Below are 19,909 nucleotides of genomic sequence, written 5' to 3'. Positions count from 1 at the left end.
AGGATATTTTAGTTTTTAAATATACACTTAATTAGTAATGTCTTAAACTATACATTTATGAGTTAAAAGGGATTTTATGCTTGTTTTTGCTAGCGATGCTTCTGGTAAGGTTGTTTCAATAAATAATGTCAAAAATGGTAAAGCATGTAATTGTTTTTGTATCGCGTGTAATGACCCTTTAGTGGCACGCAATGGCGGCACTATAAATGCTCATTCATTTGCTCATACTACAAAAGAAGAATCTAGAACATGCTTAATGACCGCCTTGCATCGGTACGCTCAAGAATATTTTTTAACGGCTAAAACAATAAACCTCCCAGCGATTACTATTTCCCATAGAGGTTACAGCAAAACTGAACCTAGTAGAAAAGCCTTAATAAACTCTGCCAAACTTGAATATAGCATTCATAACAAATACATAGCCGATGTGAAGTTAGAAACTGATGTCGGTGATTTATTAGTTGAAATTAAGGTAACATCGCCTTGCTCAGCAGAGAAAATTAACTTTTATCGTGAAAAGAAAATCGCTTCCTTAGAGTATGATTTATCAGTTTATATTGATTCGGATTATGCTGATGTAAATTGTGCTCTTAAGCATAATGATGATACGTCTAGTTGGTTATTTGGTTGGTGTGAGGATCAATTAAGAGAAGAAATAAATCAAAAAGTTGAACTCAACCAAATAGAAATGAATAAAAAAATTCGACAACAAATTGAAGAATCAAGACAGCGAGCACTTCGTAAATTTAATAACTTAAAAAAGCGACAGCAACTAAAAATCCCCAGTCACAGCATTGAATTTAATCATGATATCAATGGTAAAAATTACGATTTATCAGCCCAAGTAGTAAAAAGTAAAAGTATAAAGTTCGAAAAAGTGTCACTTGAAGTAGAGCATGAACATTTTTTACTTTTAAAATGCATTGCTTTCAATAAATCTAACCAAGAACGAGTGCTAAATATTGCTCTTTTATTTCAACATGATATTCCCGATATCCTCAAAAAAGAATCAGGCCAGATCATCGTAGGTCGAATAAAAAAATCAAAACATTTTAAATTCGAATGGCTTAACTTTACACCTCCACGTTCGGCTTTAGAAAGAGCAAAATTTACAGCTATTACTGAAAAAGAAAAGCAACTAGAAAAATATAAGTTTATAGAGCAGGTAACAAACTATGCTGACATTTATGCATTAGAACAAGATAGATATTTTTCAAATGATTACCCTAAATGGAAAATATGGCTAGCTTCACAAAGCGATATGGCTCCCAACGAAAATTTTAATGTTAAAAATCCCAAGTATCCAGCTTTATTAAAAACAAATAATTCACACCCTCAGCTTTGGATGTTTGATCGCTGGTATATATTAATATTTAGTAAGTTAGCAGAGTTTATTGACAGCTACCCAATCAATACCCCCATAGATACAAAATACATATTTGAGCTGTTAAAAAACGAATTTCCACCTTCCCATAATTACAATTTTTTTGTCGAGCAAGCAGATAAAATGAATGTTTCATATAAATTAGAGCACTTACTAAAGCCTGAAAGCATTATAAATACTTGCTTATCATTTTTTGAGGAAAAGCTAGCAGTAGTAAAAGAATCCAATTACTTTGTACGCAAGTACGATTTAAAGATACAAATGCTACCTGCGGGAAACTAACTATATGAAAATGATTTGTGGATATTTAAATTTATAGGCTTAAAACCTACCACTTGCTAATTAGCTGGCTATTTTGCACAATGATTTAGTACTTCTTATGAAATGAATAGAAACAGGGATGCTATGAAGATCATTGAAAAAATTAAGCTATTTAACTTTAAGAGATTCTCAAATTTTGAAGTTCAATTTACTGAAGAAATTAATTTATTAATAGGCGATAATGAAGCTGGAAAAAGTAGTCTACTCACAGCTATTGAGCTTGTTTTAAGTGGTAGTAAATCCAAAATCGACTCAATAGGGATTGATAACTTATTTAATAAGCAAATTATTAATGAATTTTTAGTTTCAGATAAAAGCATTGCAAACCTTCCCACGTTACGTATAGAGCTATACTTAAATGAACAAAATAACCCTCACTTAAATGGCAAAGTTAATTCCGAAGGTGTTGCTTGCGACGGGCTGGTTTTAACATGTGAGCCAAATGAAGAGTTAACACATGAAATATCAGAAGTTTTAGCTCAAGAAGAAAGTAACTTCCCTTATGAATATTACGTTGTTAATTTTGCAACTTTTTCAGGTCAAGCATATTCGGGCTATCGAAAATTCTTAAAATTTCTAGCATTAGATAGCTCACAGATAAACAATGACTATGCAACCAAAGAATATATAAAAGCAGTATATGACAACTTTGTCGAGCAAACAGCCAGAATAAAGTTGAAAAATGAGTACCGCCAACAAAAAGTAGCTTTTAAAGAAACAAACCTTAAGTCAATTAATGACAAACTTGATGAATACCAGTTTTCGATTAGATCTAGTACTAAATCAAACCTAGAGACAGATCTAAATATTGTTGAAGATGACGTTCCCATCGAAAATAAAGGAAAAGGCAGACAGTGCTTTATCAAAACAGAGTTTGCATTAAGAGAGCATGATGCAGATAAACCACTAGACGTATTATTGTTAGAAGAGCCAGAAAACCATCTTAGTCATACGAATATGAAAAGGTTGGTCCATAGAATATCAGAGTCACATGCTAAACAAATTTTTGTTGCTACTCACAATAGCTTAATAAGTACGAGATTAAATTTACGTAACTCAATACTCCTCAATAGTTCTTCTCCTGAGCCTCTTACAATGAGGGACTTGCCAGAAGATACAGCTAAATTTTTTATGAAAGCACCTGATAATAATGTTTTAGAATTCATACTATCAGCGAAAGTCATATTAGTAGAGGGCGATGCTGAATACATTCTTTTGGACTCATTTTATTCATTGGTAACAGGCTCTTCATTAGAAGCCGATGACATTCATGTTATCTCAGTTGGTGGTACAAGTTTTAAAAGGTATTTAGACATAGCAAAAGTTTTGGGAATAAGAACCGCTGTGATACGTGACAATGATGGCGACTATCAAACGAATTGTATTGATAATTATCTCGGCTATGTGGCAGATAACATTGGTATTTTTTATGATGCTGTTAATACCAGCACTACATTTGAGATCTGCCTTTACGACTTAAATCGAGAAGTTTGTGATGAGCTTTGGCTCGCTGATCGAAAAACACTGTCAGTACAAGAGTATATGCTGAAAAATAAAGCTGACTGTGCATTTGAATTACTAGATAAAAAAGCAGACCAAATTATAATACCTGACTATATAGAAAGAGCTTTCCAATGGATAAACGAGTAGTTTTTGCTGTCGCTGGCTCAGGTAAAACAAGCCACATAATAAATGGGTTAGAAAGTGACTCCAAAACTCTGATACTAACTTATACAGATAACAATTTATCGAACCTGAAGCATAGGATATTGCAAAAGTTTGGGGAAATTCCTTCCGGAATTAAAGTGTATTCATATTTTCAATTCGTATATTCATTTTGTTTTAGGCCTCTATATGGTCACGAGCTAAAAACTAAAGGTATCAATTGGCATGTCCCTCCATTTAATACATTAAAGATGAAACGGAATGATCCTAGGTTCTATATCGATAGCCATAGTAGATTGTACTCCAATCGCATTGCAAAACTAATAGAACAGCTTGGTATCAATGATGAAGTTATCAAGCGCATAGAAAAGTATTTTGATAGTATTTGCGTTGATGAAGTCCAAGATTTTGCAGGGCACGATTTCAACTTTTTATTAAGCATTTTTCCAGCAAATATAAACCAATTATTTGTTGGGGACTTTTATCAGCATACATTTGATACGTCTAGGGATGGAAACGTTAATAAGTCGCTCCATGATTGCTATGACAAATATAAAGCAAAATTTACTAACGTTGGTTACGTAGTCGATGAAGAGTTACTTTCTAAGAGCCACCGTTGTAGCCCTATAGTGTGTAGTTTTGTTAGTGAGAATCTATCTATACACATCGATTCTCATCGAAGTGACAAGACCAACATTGAGTTTATTGAATGTAAAAATCAAGCTATCGAAATAATGAGTTGCCCAGACACTGCTAAACTTTTTTACCAAGATAGTAGAAAATATAAGGGATACACAGAAAATTGGGGAGCTACTAAAGGGCTAGATTGTTTCGAAAATATTTGCATCATTTTGAATCCAACAACACTAAAATTGTTTGAAAATGGGAAGCTCGAAGAGTTAAAACCTCAGACCAAGAACAAGCTTTATGTCGCATGTACTAGGGCTAAGCATAATATTTATTTTATTCCTGAAAAACTTATTAAGTATATGAAAAATTAGTATCCGAATAACTATGAGCTCTGTAAGTCAACACTTCACTTTCTCAACAGCTGACTAATCGGCATCCGGTCAGTAAACTTTGTTGTTATAAACGGATCTTCATCTTGGGCGCTTTCAGGTTTATAGAGTGAATAGCGCTCGACTTCACTTGCTGTAATTTTTGCAACTGGCAAGGTAAATAAATTTGCTAAATCAGGGAATAGTACATCAAATGCTTTAACCAAGTGTTTGGTCGTGAGGGTTTTTGCGTTATCCATTAATGCATAAAGTACGGCATCATCTAAAAAGTATTTTAATGTTCTAAAGCAGCCTTTTGATAGTGAGAACAAGGCAAATACTGTTGCTTGCTCACTTAAACTTGGCTTTTCGGTAAATGGCATACGGTTGGCTAGGCCAATTATCAGTTGTACAAAATGCTTTGGATTTTCTGATAACTTAAAATAAGGCAGCTGCCGCCTTACTAATAAACGCGATGACCACTGTGGTTCGTCTGCTATTTTTTCTGCCCACGGCATACCTACCAATACAATTGATACACCCGCTTCGTCGTTAATGTATTTTAATCGATTAGCAATCTCGCGGCGCTTTTTACCTTGGTTGTGCTCAATCAGTTCTTGAAACTCATCAATAATTATAAGCTCTGTACCACACGTTTTTAGGCATTTTATTAATGATGTCGTTAACCGAGTACCATTTACTCGCAGTTTGCGCTCTGTGCTACCTACTTGCCCTAAGTCTTTAAGAAGCTCGGCTAAAGTAGATTCTAGTGTCGGGTTACTAGGTATGCGGCTTACTAATACGGGGTGGTTCATCACTCCATTAATAAATTGCGGTAAATGTCGTTCTTTGTATTGCTTGATCAGTGCTGTTTTGCCTGTGCCTGTATCACCATTTAAAAGCATGCAGGGCTTTTCGCCCGCTAACCCTTTACCAAGTCTTAATCTGTCGAAGTCGTTAAATACAGTGGTTATTATTGGGTATTCAATAAATACATCGCGAAATTCATTCAGTTTTTCTTTTTGTTTGTCGGTCAGCATAATTAAAATCCATCTAGGTCTGAGATAAAGTCATCCCAGCTATCAGTTACTTGCTCTTTAGGTGTAACCTTTTTGGGTTCTACTGGCTCGCTCTGAGCTATTGATTTTTGTGAGTCACTACTTACATTTTGATGCTTAGCTAACGCTTTCCCCCCTTTTACCTTTGAGTTTTTTGGCGCATTTTTTAACTCTTCAAACTCGTTTTGAATTTTATTATGAATAAACATCCGCGCTTTTGCTAAGCCTACATTATCGATAGAGCCCGAAATAAAATCACGATGAATGCGCATATTTATTTTATGCTGATTCAAACTCAAGCCTTGAGTATATTCTTGATCTTTACATGGCACTTTGATGTAGTGCTCTAGCTTATCGAGGTATACATATATATAAGAGATATCATCAGGGTTTAATTTAATTAAAACTTCTTGAGATACTTTATGGCTAAATTGCTTCCTATAGTTGGCTAATTCAGTACTGTCATAGCTTGAATTTTCTAACTGTATACCTCCTTTTCGAAGTACCCGATGATATGAAATACTGAGCACAACATCTAATTGTTGAAGATCATCATTACTCAGCACTGTTGGTGGTAACGTATTAAAGCCTTGATCCCATAATTGGCTAGGTATGTACTTAAAGCGGCTGTCGGCATCTTGGTGGTAAACGTCTACTACCCACTTATGAAATAGCTGCATAAAGGTCGTAAAACGCATGATTGCATCTTTTTTGGGGTTATATTCATGTTTTTGCAAAATATTAGAAAAGGTTTTACCTGGAATCGGATCTAATAACTCAGTGTTAATTGTGCCAAACATACGTTCTACAAACGGTTTTAACCACGGCTTTGCAACAGGGTTATATTGAGTATTAATGCCTATTTCTTCACAAGCTAACTCAAGGCTGTTACTCCAAAATTCAGCGCCGTTATCAACAACAAGTGTTTCAATTTTACCTGCACACTTCCACTCATTAATCGTATCTGGGTATCGTTTTGCCACTTCATTTTTAGGTTTCATCGCATTTAGCATTGCTCGCCTTACTGCATCATAGCTAGGCTCACTGAAGCTAAAGTAATAGCCAACAATACAATGGCTATACACATCGACTAACATGGTGAGTGTTGGCCGACCAAGTGGGATATGCAGCTCATCATCTAATAGAATAAGATCAAGCGGTGTATGGTCAATTTCAACTTTTTCGAGTACTCGGGTAGGCCGTGTATGCCCTTCTACTTTATTAAAAGCAATATCAGCAAGGCGCTTACCATAACGAGCAATCATTACTTCGTATTGCGGTAAGTTATCTATTCTGTTTTTAAACGCTTTGTATGTTAAAGGCTTTAAAACACTGCCCACAACGCTGTCGTTTTCAATGATAACTAAGTCTGCGTAATACTTGTAAGCCGAAGCTACTGATGGTTTTTCTTTTACTAAGTAACGCTCAAGTGCTTTTTCAAAAAACTTATCGGTGGCTGTATCGCGCTCCCTGTTACCCTTTTTTTGATGGCTTGGTATTAACGCCATGATATTTTTATCAGCATTGGTATAAGCGCTATACCATCGTGCTGCGGTTCTCCAACTGGGCTTTTTTTCTCCCTCAACTTCAGGCATTACTTTCAATAAAGGCTCAAGATTTTTTTGTGTCCAACCGCCTTGAATATTAGCCTCAAGCCATTGAATATATTTAAGCTTAGCAAATGTTGTTGTTTTAATTTTTTCAGGAAGGGCTTGTAAATCTTTGGCGTAATTTTGAGGTAGTTTGGTTTCTACTTTTGGTAATGGCTGGTTAAATTCATCTTCAAACAGCCCGTCATTAAACATTGTTAGACCAAATTGCTGTTTCTATTGATATTTCATTTGTAGTTAAGTCGGCAAATAACTGCCCTAGTGATAATAAGCGTAGCACCGTAGCAAGTAGCTCACCGGCAGTTACTTTTAAAAAGCTAACTAACTGGCCCACTTTAATAGAGCCGTATTGCTTAACAAGTTCTAGCACCGATGCTTGCAGCTCTGTTAAAGACTGAAAACCAGAGTAGCGATGCAAAAGCTTTAAGTTATTGAGTGTTGGGTATACACGGATTTGTTTATCAGTAACCAGTATTAAATCGCGTCCATCTTGCTTAGCTATGGTTTGCTTTTCAATAAAACGTGCACGAAAGTCTTCGTCGGCAATTTTGCTTTGCGGTTTTACTTCTATAAATTTTTGCGTGCCGTCTGTGTGGGTAAGTAAAAAGTCAGGTGTGTAACGGCAAATAAGGTTATCAAACTGATATTCGTAACCGAGTGGCTGTGCCTCAAATGCGGCTATTGATGGTGAAAATTCAAAATGGAAACACGCATCAAACTCTAAAGAGGATTCAACTAAACAGGTAGATTTATTTTTTTGACTAGCAAATTTATGGAGGTTTTTAACACGGGAGTGTTTGAGTTTTCTTCTGTACATGTGAGTCAACCATCTAACCATTTGGTTAAATACTAGACTATGCCACCTTATACTTCCAATTTATGCCATCTTTTAGTACAAATATGTCAACTTATACTTCAAACAACACCCAAATGAGGAATTTGGGTGGCAGTCTTACCAGCCACATCTCGGCACACACGTCACAAACTGTGGCTGCTCCCTTCCGGGCCTGACCAGGTTCGCCTGCTAGTGTTGCGAGAGGACCAATAAGACTACCATTGAGGGCCTTGGTTGGCGCGATTGAGATTATCTCTACTTTTGCTCTGTTATTCAAGGGATAATCAAAAAAGAAAGTGCGATTGCATACTTCATATACAATCGCAGTCTATTTAGGTGTTAAAGCGATTATTAATTGCTCTCTAACTCTGCTTTTATGTTACGTAGTGCCGCTTTTACTTTTTTCATATTCTCTGGGCCCATGCGTAAAAGTTGCTTTTGCGCAGCGGGTAATTGCTCCCATTCAGAAAACGCATACTGATAAGTCACTGAATCACGCAATAATGGTAAGCTACCTTTTGGCTCAGGAGTATCAAGTAACAGGTCAATGGCATCTTCAAGTGTTTGAGTAAACTCATCATCACCATAACCAATTTCAGTATATGCGCTGTTGATCAGTGGTTTATACTCATCATATAAACGCACAGCTTGAGCTGCACTCATACTTGTGAGTACTTTTACATATGGGGTATAGCGTTCATAGCTATTAGGATCAATTGTTAAAATATCGCCTTCGTTTACGCTAAAACCCTCTTCTAATTTTGCAACTGGGGTATGCTTGGTAGCCACTTTGCCTTTTGCTAAATTATCGACAAACACTACGCCACGGCGAATAACATCATCATTTAACACTAAGCTCATCGCTACATCACCCAAATATTCATCTAATTTTGCAATGACTACAGGGTCGCTGTCGTTTAACGTTGGTAAAGATACAACTTCAGCTTCGGGCTCAACTTCTGGACGCTGAGCTGGAACATCTAATTCCGCAGGTTTTTCAGGCTTAACAGAGGGCGCACCTACCACAGGATCGTTTTCAGGCTTTAACTCCATAATAGGTTGCTCTTTTACTGGTTCTTCAACCTGCATAACTGTTTTTGGAGCTTCACTTGGTTTTAATAAAACAAACGCAGCGGCAATAATGATAATTAATAAAATAACCCCTGCAAAGATAAGGTTATTATTCGGCGGACGTTTTTGAACGTCTGATCCTGATGGTTTATCTGACATACGAACTCCATAAATATAAAAATGCGATACTGTTTAGAGTACTCTAAACAGATTTAATTCATAATTTACACCAATATTTATTAATGTAAGTTATGTATCCTTTGATTCTTCTAGCTTAAAGACTTACAGTGAATAAATAAAGTAAAGACAGTGAACAGTTTAAATACGTAACATGAAAATTAAGCAAGTCGATCCTAGTAAACCAAAAGTGGCTTTATTACTCACCGGTGGTGGTGCCCGAGCAGCTTACCAAGTGGGCGTGTTAAAAGCATTAGCGCAAAGTATGCCCAGAACTGCCCCGCTGCCCTTTAGAGTGATAAATGGTACATCTGCTGGCGCAATTAATTCTGCGGCGTTAGCGTGTTACGCTTCATGTATGCATTTAGCCGTTAGAAAGCTAGAGACAGTATGGAAAAACTTTTCCACCTCTATGGTATATAAAAGTGACTTTTTGAGTGTGTTTGGTCATATTACTCGTAATATTTTAACTAGTTTTCAGTCTGAGCATATAAACCATCCACCGGCGAGCTTATTAAATAATCGGCCACTTAGAAAGCTATTAAACGATATTCTTGATTTACATCGAATTGAACGTAACTTACATCGTGACTACTTAGAGGCGCTGTCGATTACAGCATCTAGTTATACGACCGGTGATTCTGTTGCTTTTTTTCAGTCAAATACGCAGCATTCTTGGCAGCGAGCAAAACGCGAAGGTCGCGCTACGCGAATTAATGTTGAGCATTTAATGGCCTCAAGTGCTATTCCTATGGTTTTTCCTAGTGTAAATATTTATAACCACTACTTTGGTGATGGTTCTATACATCAACTTTCACCTTTAAGCCCGTCTATTCACTTAGGGGCAAATAAAATATTTATTATTGGTGTTGAACAACCCAAGGAACCTCACCCTCCAGGTTACTCTGCGCATTTCCCCGGGCTTTCTGCTGTAGCAGGCCACTTACTCGACAGTGTATTTACCGACACTATGCAATCTGATTTAGAACGATTAGATCGAGTAAATCGTACGCTGGGGTTATTACCCGATAGACAAAAGCATCAAGAGTTAAAACAAATAGACAGCTTTATCATTAACCCCTCGCAAAACTTTAATGCAATTGCAGCGCAATACTATGATGATATGCCTTGGGCAATTAAAGTGTTACTGCGTATGATCGGGGTTAAAAAACGCTCTCAGTCGAGTTTAACCAGTTACTTATTATTTGAAAAACGCTATACCCAGCACTTAATTCAAATTGGATACGAAGATGGCATGAAGCAACTTCCCGAGATGAGAAAGTTTTTAGAGCTAGACTAAGAGGCTACTCTTACTCAATGCCATCGAGCAAGTAATGCTCAACATGCTCTACTCGCCTCGGTTTGCCTTGCAACACTATAATATCATTTGCGTATAGTACGGTATGCTCTTGTGGCATCTCTATCTCTTCACCTTCACGCCGAAGCGCCTTAATTAACACCTTTCTTTTAGCTAAATTAAGCTCACTAATAGCCTTGTTTACCGCAAATGCTTTATCCGGCAAGGCAATGACATGTAAGTACTCTAACCGTTCGGGCAAATTGGTATCGCTTTCGATGTTTTCGCCTGCAAAAAAACTTTGTAATAGCTTATAGCGGTTACGTCTTTCGCTACTAACACGGCGAATTATTCGGCTCATTGGTACACCCGACATAGACAACACATGTGAGACCAGCATTAAACTTGCCTCGAGCGCTTCAGGCACAACTTCAGTGACGCCTAAATCTTTTAAACGCTCTAATTGGCTGTCGTCACGGGTTCTTATGAGTATTTTTACCTTAGGAGCAACCTGTTTTATGGCATCAATCACTATTTGAGTTTGTTGAAATTCCGTAAAAGTAATAATCACTAAGCGTGCTCGCTCTACCCCTGCGCACTTTAAAATATCTTTTTGCTCAACGTGACCAAACAATAAAGGTTCACCCGCCGCTTTTCCTTCTTGCACTAGTATGGGATCGCTTTCAATGGCCACATAATCAATAGCCTCTGGCGATAAAAAGCGAGCAATAGTTTGCCCTACCCGAGAAAATCCACATATAACTACATGATTATTATAAAGCGTACTGCTTTGTGGCTCATCTTCATAGGCAAACTTAGTGCGTTCTAACATACCCAGTCGCTTTAAAATAAAGGGGGTTTTATCGATTAAATACGGGGTGAGAGCCATAGAAATTACACCCATGGCAATTAAAAATGATACTTGCTCCGCACTCAGTAAGTCATGCTGTGCTGCGAGTGCTATTAACACAAAACCAAACTCACCCATTTGCCATAACATAATAGCGCAAGCTAATGCGTCCTGTTTTCGCTCTCCCATAAATAAAGACGATACGGTTACTACGGCGATTTTTAAGACTAGAATGCCCAGTAAGGCAGCAACAATAATACCCGCATGATTAACAACAAAGCTGATATCTAGCTGCATACCTACGGTGACAAAAAATAACCCCATTAAAATATCACGGAACGGGCGAATATCCGCTTCTAGCTGATGGCGGTAATGGCTTTCACCAAGCATCATACCCGCTAAAAATGCCCCTAATGCCATTGATAAGCCAAATGAATAAGTAAGTAAACCCGCAAACAAAGCAACTAATAAAGTAGTTAAAACAAATAGTTCATCACTTTTTGCTAATGCCACTTCATTAAATACTCTAGGTAAAACCCATTTGCCAATTGCCCATAGCAACACGCAGACAAACGCACCTTTAGTTAGTGCAAATAACAGAGCCCAGCCAATACCATTTGAGTCACTGCTGGCAAATAACGGTAAAATAATCAGTAATGGTACAACAGCAATGTCTTGAAATAATAAAACGCCGATTGCCAATTGCCCACGGCGTTTATTTAAATCGCCGCTCTCTTTTAATAATTTGGCAACCACCGCAGTAGAGGAGAGCGTAATAATAATGCCAATGGTAAAACTGGTTAATAAATTAAAATTTAATAAATGCAGAATCACAATCAGCAAAATACTACTAACAAATACTTGTAGCGACCCTAAACCAAATACAATATTACGCATCGCCATTAGGCGCGATACAGAAAACTCCAAACCTAAGCTAAACAGCAAAAATACAATACCTAGCTCTGCAATAAAGTCCATCTCATGGCTTTGCGTCATCCAGCCAACACCATGACCACCCGCTAATAAACCCACAGCCAAATAAGCCAACACAGGGGGAAGCCCTATGCGCTTAAATAGCCATACAAATAAAACCGCAGCGACTAAAAGTCCAAAAATCTGAGCATTAATACTTTGCAACGCAAACCTTAAAATAATCTATGGGATGTGACTTAACTATAGCAATCGCATAACTTTCAGCCAGAATAAAAATATGGCACGCAATCTGCTTATTTATAAAAAGTAATACTATAGGGGGAAGAAATAGTGGAAAACGTTCATATTTTGACACAACGTATCTCTGGTCGCGGTGAATTTTTGCCGTTTTCAGCAGAGCAATACAATAGCAATACACCAACAGCACTGCATGAGCTGGCGGCCAAACTACAAACCAGCTTAGTGCTGGAAGATATTTTAGGCACATTTGCAAATTTTGCAAAACAGCTGCTTAATTTTTCTGGGGTACACTTTCAAACATCATGTATTGATGTTAAAACACCCAATAGTGATGTTGAAAGCCCAGCATACTCATTTGATCTAAAAGTTGAAAGTGAGCATTTAGGCACACTCACTTATTACACAAAATATCCGCTTAGTGCGGCTATTGAAAAAAAGCTGCAGCATTTTCACAGTGTATTAATTTATCCACTACGAAATGCAATAATGTACAACCGTGTATTAAAGCTAGCAACAAAAGACTCGTTGACGGGGTTAAACAACCGTAGTCAATTTAATGACATGCTACAACAAAAGCTTGAAAATCATAGACGTAACGGCCATCCATTTAGTTTAATGCTGCTTGATTTAGATAATTTTAAACAAGTAAATGATAACTATGGTCATAAAATTGGCGATGACGTTTTAATAGAATTTGCCACAGTTTTATCTAGTAGTATTAGAGGCACAGATTCAGTATTTCGTTTTGGTGGCGATGAGTTTTCAATACTAATTGAGGACCCCGCTTTTACCACCAATAAAGTGATTGCTGAACGTATCATGCGTTTAGTAAGAAACTCACCGATTATGTCTAAGTACAATGTAACAACCAGTATTGGTTTTACCCTAACTAACAGTGATGATTGCCAAAATGAGATATTTTCTCGTGCGGACAAGGGCTTGTATAAAGCAAAAGCATCTGGGCGAAACTGCGCAAAAGCCTATTAAACAATAAAAGAACATAATATTTGAAAAGCCCAGCCTCCCCCGCTGGGCTTTTTTACGCTACTTTTTTAATATAAAGTATTTGTAAATTAGTAGCATGGTGCAAAAACCAAAAAAGAAGCCACTGAGTAAATTAAGTAATGCCGCAATTGTTGCAAGTGGTGTAAAAAGCACCAACATTAAAGGCGTACTCACTCCTAAAATGAAAAACACGCCCCCTTTACCCAACCAGTAGGCAAGTAAAATGGCGGCACATACCATACCACCCAATACAGCGTAGCCGAGGGTAGTAATATTAAGGGTTAAAAATACATTCGATAAAACCGCAATCAATAGCGTAATTAATATGCCAATGGGTGCCTTATTGATAAGCGACAGCCCAACATGAGGCTGCTGACTCATGATTTATACTCCCAAATAAAACCAGTATCATCTTTATGGTTATCACTAATAAAATAACCAACCACTTGTACTAGCTCATCGTTGTAAAAAATTAATGGAATATCAGCACGTAGCCAAGGCGCTACCTTTGCATCTTTAAACCAATGCTTAAGCGTATTACTGCCTGGCTTTTTTAGTGGTTTAATACGCGCGCTATTACAGTTAAAACGCACACTAACTTGTTCATCCGATTTGGGCGCGCGTACACCCACCCCTTGCAAACATTGTAGTATTTTTCCGTCATTAAGTACTAGTTCGTGACTTGTTACCCGTTCAATATTAACGGCTAAAGGTCTCGGTTGCACAAAATACAGATAACCTTGGTGGCGGCGTATTTGCCCACCGCTTAGCTCAATAACCATTTGCGCATCAGCTTGCGCATGAATAGCCTGACTCATTATTTGCATTAACTGTTTTTGCGAAGGCATGGTATGGGTAAATAGAGCCAGCCATGCGCGCAGAAGATTCGCAATGCGAATAGCGCTGTAATGAGCCATATTTTGTATATTAAGCGCCTGATATTGGTTAAGACACTGTGCGAGATCTTGCTGGGTATATTCATCAAGCAATGCTTGTTGCTGCTGCAATAATTCAATACTTCGTGCTGTACACTGCTCAAACCCAGTAAAACGCTCTGCCAACTTAGGCACTATTTGCTGGCGCAAAAAATTACGATCAAAGCGCTCATTGGCGTTGGATTCATCGGTAATATGGCTAATATTAAATTGCTGGGCAAACGCTTCTATCTCGCTGCGTTTTACCGCCAATAATGGCCTATAGCACTCACGGCCACTTTCAAGCACGCGAGTTTGCTGCATAGCGCCGAGCCCTTTTAAGCCTGAGCCGCGCTTTAAACGAAGTAAAAATGTCTCTACTTGGTCGTTTAAATGCTGGCCTAACAAAATGATACTATCATTTGGGCTATATTCATCAAGTGCTTGATAACGAGCTTCGCGAGCCTGCGCTTCAATACTGGTGCGCGATTGCTGCTTAATAATGACGTGTGCCGCTTTAAAATCAATTGAAAGTTGCTCACAACGTGCTTGGCAAAATTGCTGCCAGTGATGGGCGTTATCACTTAAGCCATGATTTACATAAATTGCACTTAAATTTAATTGTGGCCACTGCTCTTTTAACCCATGCATTATCTGCAACAACACCACCGAATCTACGCCACCAGATAAGGCTACAGTAAATGTGAATTGCCCGTTTTCTATATAATGATTGAGGGCTTTTTGTACCTGCAGATAAATATGTGATGTGTGCATTATTATAACCAATGAGTGAATTGCTAATAACCCGAATAAAAAAGGCTCTACGTTACGGTATTTTAAAACAAAAAAAGCCGCATAGGCGGCTTTTTTCTCTATTTAACCTGAACTTTGGTTAAGAGATTTACTAACATATTGAATCATAGTAATAATTAGATTTATTCTCTCTAGCCAGAGATTTACAGTGAAAACAAGGCGAATTTTCGCGTCAATAGCTGGCCTATTGCAAGTAAATTCAACGCAGTTAGCGCTGAAAATAGCTGCTTGAGATAGATTAATTATCCAGAGTTCAGGTTATTTAGCTATGTTTAGCAATAACCAAACGACATTAAACGCTTGTAACGTTGGTCAAGCATCTCTTCAAGCGATAACGCTTGTAAGTCTGCTAAATCGCGCTTAAGGCGAACTTTTAAATTACGTGCCATGGCATCATAATTACGGTGTGCACCACCTAGCGGCTCATCAACTAGGTTGTTGATTAAATCTAGCTCTTTAACACGCTCGGCTGTTACACCCATTGCTTCTGCTGCAAGTGGCGCTTTATCAGCACTTTTCCATAAGATAGAGGCACAGCCTTCTGGTGAAATAACTGAGTAAGTGCTGTATTGCAGCATGTTTACTCTGTCGCCAACACCAATCGCTAATGCACCACCTGAACCACCTTCACCAATAACAGTACAAATTGTAGGTACTTTTAGTGCGGCCATTACTTTTAGGTTACGTGCAATTGCTTCAGACTGACCACGCTCTTCTGCGCCAACACCTGGGTATGCACCTGGGGTGTCGATAAAGGTCATGATTGGCATTTTAAAACGCTCAGCCATTTCCATTAAGCGCAATGCTTTACGGTAACCTTCTGGTTTTGGCATGCCAAAATTACGTTTAATTTTTTCAGCAGTACCACGGCCTTTTTGCTGACCGATCACCATAACAGGTTCACCATCTAAACGAGCAACGCCGCCTAAAATTGCAGGGTCGTTAGCAAACGTACGATCACCCGCAAACTCATCAAATTCCGTAAAAATACGCTCGATATAATCTCGAGTATAAGGACGCAGCGGATGACGTGCTAGCTGTGATACTTGCCAAGCACCAAGTTCAGAGAAAATTTTCTCCTTCATTTGTGCGCTCTTTTCTTTAAGTTTGCTGACTTCCTCTTCTAATCCAAGGTCTAATTCGCCAGCGCGGCTTACATTTTGTAATTCTTCAATTTTTGCTTCTAATTCTGCGATTGGAAGCTCAAAATCAAGATAATTGAGGCTCATGCTCTAAACTACCTAATTAGTTAAATTCTAGTTCTACATTTTGCGCTGCCATCAGCGATAACTTATGAATTAAGTCGTCACTTGGCGTAACACACCATTCGATCCCTAGGGTTAATTGCACCAACGCATCGGGGCGTTGATAATATACCTTGATCGGACACGTTCCCATTTTGTATGGTTCGAGTACTTTTTGTAATTTATCGAAGAAACCAGCCTCGATCTGCACCATATTCAGCGTCATCTTAATCGCTTTTATACGCTTTTCACGCGCCTGAGCAATGGTGTTTATTTCTCTGGCGGTCATTGTAATACCACCAGAGAAGTTATCAAAGCTGACCTGTCCGGATATCACCAAAATATTATTGATTTGCAACATATCTTGGTACATTTCAAACTGTTCTGGAAACAAGCGTACATCAATTCGGGCGCTTTTGTCATCTAAAGTTATCAAGCCCCAGCGATTTCCTTTTTTATTAATTAAGGTTCTCGCGGCAATCACCAAGCCCGCCCCCGTTGAGACTACATCACGGTTAGTGGGCTGCAAATCAATGAGTCGACCTGAGGTGTAATGCCCAAGCTCTCGTCGATACTGGTTTATAGGATGGCCAGTTAAATAAAGGCCTAAGGTATCTTTTTCGCCATCAAGCCACTGATTATCTGTAAGTGGTGTGGCTTTAATAAACGCTTGCTCTACTTCGTCAGGCTCTGTGGCCAGTAAACCAAACAAGTCACTTTGCCCTAACAGCTCAGCTTTGTTGTGTTGATCGGCTGCGCGCATTGCATCTTTTAAACTTGCCAGCAGCGTTGCTCGCCCAGGTTGATTTTTTTCTGGCCCTAGTTGATCTAATGCACCTGCATAAATTAATTTTTCGGTGACACGTTTATTTAAGCGTTTTAAATCAACACGCGCACAAAAATCAAATAGGTCCTTAAATGGACCGCCTTTTGCTCGCGCTTCTAATATGGCATCAACGGGAGCCTCACCCACGCCTTTAATTGCTCCTATACCGTAAACAACTTCACCTTGAAGATTAACAGTAAACTTGTATTCACCGGCGTTTACATCGGGCGGTAACAAAGTGAGTTTCATGTTTTCACATTCATCCACCAGCGTTACTATTTTGTCGGTGTTATCCATATCAGCCGACATTACCGCCGCCATAAACTCAGCCGGGTAGTGGGTTTTCATCCACAGCGTTTGATACGATACCAATGCATAAGCTGCTGAGTGAGATTTGTTAAAACCATAACCCGCGAACTTTTCAACCAAGTCGAATATTTTTATTGCAAGCTCGCCATCAATGCCATTATTACGCGCGCCCTCTTCAAAGGTTGAGCGCTGTTTTGCCATTTCTTCGGGCTTTTTCTTACCCATGGCACGACGTAACATATCGGCGCCGCCTAGTGTATAACCGGCCAGCACCTGCGCTATTTGCATAACTTGTTCTTGATATAAAATAATGCCGTAAGTCGGCTCAAGAATAGGCTTTAAACTTTCGTGTTGATATTGCGCATCGGGGTATGAGATTTCTTCTCTGCCGAGCTTTCGGTCGATAAAGTTATCTACCATGCCTGATTGCAGTGGACCTGGGCGGAACAAAGCAACTAGGGCTATCATATCTTCGAAGCAATCGGGCTTTAATCGGCGAACTAGGTCTTTCATGCCGCGTGATTCTAGCTGGAATACTGCGGTGGTTTCAGCGCGCAGCAGTAGTTCAATACTTTTTTTATCATTCAGTGGAATGGTGTTGATATCAACCGGCTGCTTGCCTTCACGCTTCAAGCGCTCGTTGGTCATATCCACTGCCCACTGTAAGATGGTCAGCGTACGTAAGCCTAAAAAGTCAAACTTAACCAAACCGGCGGTTTCTACATCGTTTTTATCAAACTGAGTAACCGGAAACTTGCCTTCATCATCACAATAGAGCGCAGCAAAATCGGTAATTGTGGTCGGCGATATTACAACGCCCCCTGCGTGTTTACCGGCATTACGGGTACAACCCTCAAGAATACGACACATGTCGATTAAGTCTTTAACTTCTTCATCGCCGTCGTAGGCTTCTTGCAAACGAGGTTCAACTTCAAACGCTTTGGCTAAGGTCATTCCCGGATCGCCCGGAATAAGCTTAGAAATACGATCAACAAATCCATACGGATGACCAAGTACCCGGCCTACATCGCGTATAACCGCTTTGGCCGCCATAGTACCAAAAGTAATAATTTGCGATACCGCATCACGGCCATACAAGGCCGATACGTGATCAATTACTTCATCACGTCTATCCATACAAAAATCGACGTCAAAGTCGGGCATAGAAACACGTTCTGGATTCAAGAAGCGCTCGAAGAGTAAATCGAACTCTAGTGGATCAAGGTCGGTAATTTTAAGCGCATAAGCTACTAAGGAGCCCGCACCTGAACCACGCCCTGGACCTACTGGAATATTGTTATCTTTACTCCACTGAATAAATTCCATTACGATCAAGAAGTAACCAGGAAATCCCATTTGGTTAATTACATCGAGCTCTATCTTTAAACGCTCATCGTATTCGCCGCGTTTTTCTTTGCGTTCTTGCTCATCAGGAAATAAAAATTGCAGTCGTTCTTCAAGTCCATCTTGTGAGACTTTAACCAAAAACTCATCAATTTTTAATGAGCCTGTAGGGTAATCTGGTAGGAAATACTCACCTAATTGAACGGTTACATTACAGCGTTTTGCGATTTCTACGGTATTTTGTAACGCCTCTGGAATATCACTAAATAGCTCTGCCATTTGTTCTGGCGTTTTTAGGTATTGCTCTTGTGAAAAACGCTTTGGTCGGCGTTTATCATCTAGGGTATAACCATCAAAAATAGCCACCCGAATTTCATGGGCTTCAAAGTTTTCTGGCTTTAAAAATACCACTTCATTGGTAGCCACTACTGGCAGTTGCTCTGTGGTTGCAAGCTCCACTGCCATGTGCAAATAATTTTCTTCTTGAGCACGGTTGGTGCGAATAAGCTCAATATAATAATGATCGCTGAAGTGCTGTTTATAAAAGCTTACCACCGACTCAACAATAGCGGGGTTGCCTTTTATTAATGCTTTTCCTAAATCGCCATCTTTAGCACCCGAGAGTATGATGAGCCCCTCTTTTAAATCAACTAACCATTCACGGTCAATCACTGGGCGATGAAACACATGACCACGTTGGTAAGCTTTAGAAATCAATAAAGTAATATTTTTATAGCCCGTGTTATCTTTAGCTAATAACGTTATTCGACTTGGCTCATCAGGAAACTCAGGACTACGTACCCAAAAATCAGCACCAACAAGTGGCTTGATACCTGCGTTATGCGCTGCGCCATAAAAACGCACTAAACCACAAAAGTTCATTTGATCGGTAATTGCCAGCGCTGGCATTTCAAGCTCTTGTGCTTTAGCGACTATTGGTTTGGTTTTTGCCAAACCATCAACCATCGAAAAGTCTGAGTGCACTCGTAAGTGAACAAAATCAGGAGCTGGCATA

At 38.9% G+C, this 19,909-nt stretch carries 14 protein-coding genes and 1 other RNA gene; 5 read left to right on the top strand and 10 right to left on the bottom strand.

The genetic code is table 11. The annotated features are described in order from the left end of the window. Window positions 1-76: 76 nt before the first annotated feature. From PUND_RS07010 to PUND_RS07000, 3 genes are all read left to right on the top strand, one after another. A complete protein-coding gene (locus tag PUND_RS07010) occupies window positions 77-1,666 on the top strand; it encodes a hypothetical protein (protein WP_010388180.1) in 1,590 nt (529 codons plus the stop codon). A 123-nt stretch (window positions 1,667-1,789) separates the two neighbouring features. Beyond that, window positions 1,790-3,355, top strand: a complete 1,566-nt coding sequence (locus PUND_RS07005; RefSeq protein WP_010388178.1) for an ATP-dependent nuclease — start codon at window positions 1,790-1,792, stop codon at window positions 3,353-3,355. Next, complete coding sequence (locus PUND_RS07000; protein ID WP_010388176.1) at window positions 3,340-4,371, top strand: DEAD/DEAH box helicase family protein; 1,032 nt, start codon at window positions 3,340-3,342, stop codon at window positions 4,369-4,371. Before PUND_RS07005 ends, PUND_RS07000 begins: the two co-directional genes overlap by 16 nt. A gap of 35 nt (window positions 4,372-4,406) precedes the next feature. Here the strand turns inward: PUND_RS07000 and PUND_RS06995 are convergent, their stop codons facing one another. The 5 genes from PUND_RS06995 to PUND_RS06975 form a co-directional block, all read right to left on the bottom strand. Beyond that, window positions 4,407-5,408: a TniB family NTP-binding protein gene (locus PUND_RS06995; RefSeq protein WP_010388173.1), complete on the bottom strand. Its 1,002-nt coding sequence runs from the start codon at window positions 5,406-5,408 to the stop codon at window positions 4,407-4,409. Between the two features lie 2 nt (window positions 5,409-5,410). After that, window positions 5,411-7,231 carry a Mu transposase C-terminal domain-containing protein gene (locus PUND_RS06990; protein WP_010388169.1) on the bottom strand — a complete coding sequence of 607 codons (1,821 nt, stop codon included), beginning with the start codon at window positions 7,229-7,231 and terminating at the stop codon, window positions 5,411-5,413. Beyond that, entirely contained in the window at window positions 7,224-7,853 is a 630-nt protein-coding gene (locus tag PUND_RS06985) for a TnsA endonuclease N-terminal domain-containing protein (protein WP_010388166.1), read from the bottom strand. The genes PUND_RS06990 and PUND_RS06985 overlap by 8 nt, the downstream gene beginning before the upstream one ends. A 133-nt stretch (window positions 7,854-7,986) precedes the next feature. Continuing rightward, window positions 7,987-8,083, bottom strand: an RNA gene (gene ffs, locus PUND_RS06980) — signal recognition particle sRNA small type. A gap of 139 nt (window positions 8,084-8,222) precedes the next feature. Further along, window positions 8,223-9,101: a DUF3014 domain-containing protein gene (locus PUND_RS06975; RefSeq protein ID WP_010388163.1), complete on the bottom strand. Its 879-nt coding sequence runs from the start codon at window positions 9,099-9,101 to the stop codon at window positions 8,223-8,225. A gap of 172 nt (window positions 9,102-9,273) precedes the next feature. Here PUND_RS06975 and PUND_RS06970 point away from each other — a divergent pair, with 172 nt between their 5' ends. Beyond that, complete coding sequence (locus tag PUND_RS06970; protein WP_010388160.1) at window positions 9,274-10,419, top strand: patatin-like phospholipase family protein; 1,146 nt, start codon at window positions 9,274-9,276, stop codon at window positions 10,417-10,419. A 10-nt stretch (window positions 10,420-10,429) separates the two neighbouring features. Here PUND_RS06970 and PUND_RS06965 read toward each other — a convergent pair whose 3' ends face one another. Continuing rightward, window positions 10,430-12,403, bottom strand: a complete 1,974-nt coding sequence (locus PUND_RS06965) for a monovalent cation:proton antiporter family protein (RefSeq protein ID WP_010388159.1) — start codon at window positions 12,401-12,403, stop codon at window positions 10,430-10,432. Between the two features lie 126 nt (window positions 12,404-12,529). Between PUND_RS06965 and PUND_RS06960 the strand changes: the two genes are divergently transcribed. Then, window positions 12,530-13,426 carry a GGDEF domain-containing protein gene (locus tag PUND_RS06960; RefSeq protein ID WP_010388157.1) on the top strand — a complete coding sequence of 299 codons (897 nt, stop codon included), beginning with the start codon at window positions 12,530-12,532 and terminating at the stop codon, window positions 13,424-13,426. Between the two features lie 57 nt (window positions 13,427-13,483). Here PUND_RS06960 and PUND_RS06955 read toward each other — a convergent pair whose 3' ends face one another. From PUND_RS06955 to dnaE, 4 genes are all read right to left on the bottom strand, one after another. Next, window positions 13,484-13,825 carry a hypothetical protein gene (locus tag PUND_RS06955; protein ID WP_010388155.1) on the bottom strand — a complete coding sequence of 114 codons (342 nt, stop codon included), beginning with the start codon at window positions 13,823-13,825 and terminating at the stop codon, window positions 13,484-13,486. After that, entirely contained in the window at window positions 13,822-15,132 is a 1,311-nt protein-coding gene (tilS, locus tag PUND_RS06950) for a tRNA lysidine(34) synthetase TilS (protein WP_010388153.1), read from the bottom strand. Before tilS ends, PUND_RS06955 begins: the two co-directional genes overlap by 4 nt. 311 nt (window positions 15,133-15,443) lie before the next feature. After that, window positions 15,444-16,400: an acetyl-CoA carboxylase carboxyl transferase subunit alpha gene (gene accA, locus PUND_RS06945; protein WP_008110950.1), complete on the bottom strand. Its 957-nt coding sequence runs from the start codon at window positions 16,398-16,400 to the stop codon at window positions 15,444-15,446. 16 nt (window positions 16,401-16,416) lie between these two features. Then, on the bottom strand, window positions 16,417-19,908 hold the full coding sequence (dnaE, locus tag PUND_RS06940) for a DNA polymerase III subunit alpha (RefSeq protein ID WP_010388150.1): 3,492 nt from the start codon (window positions 19,906-19,908) through the stop codon (window positions 16,417-16,419). Window position 19,909 lies beyond the last annotated feature (1 nt).

The sequence above is a fragment of the Pseudoalteromonas undina genome, from assembly GCF_000238275.3.
GTDB classification, from domain to species: domain Bacteria; phylum Pseudomonadota; class Gammaproteobacteria; order Enterobacterales; family Alteromonadaceae; genus Pseudoalteromonas; species Pseudoalteromonas undina.
This window is presented reverse-complemented; position numbering and strand designations above follow the sequence as displayed.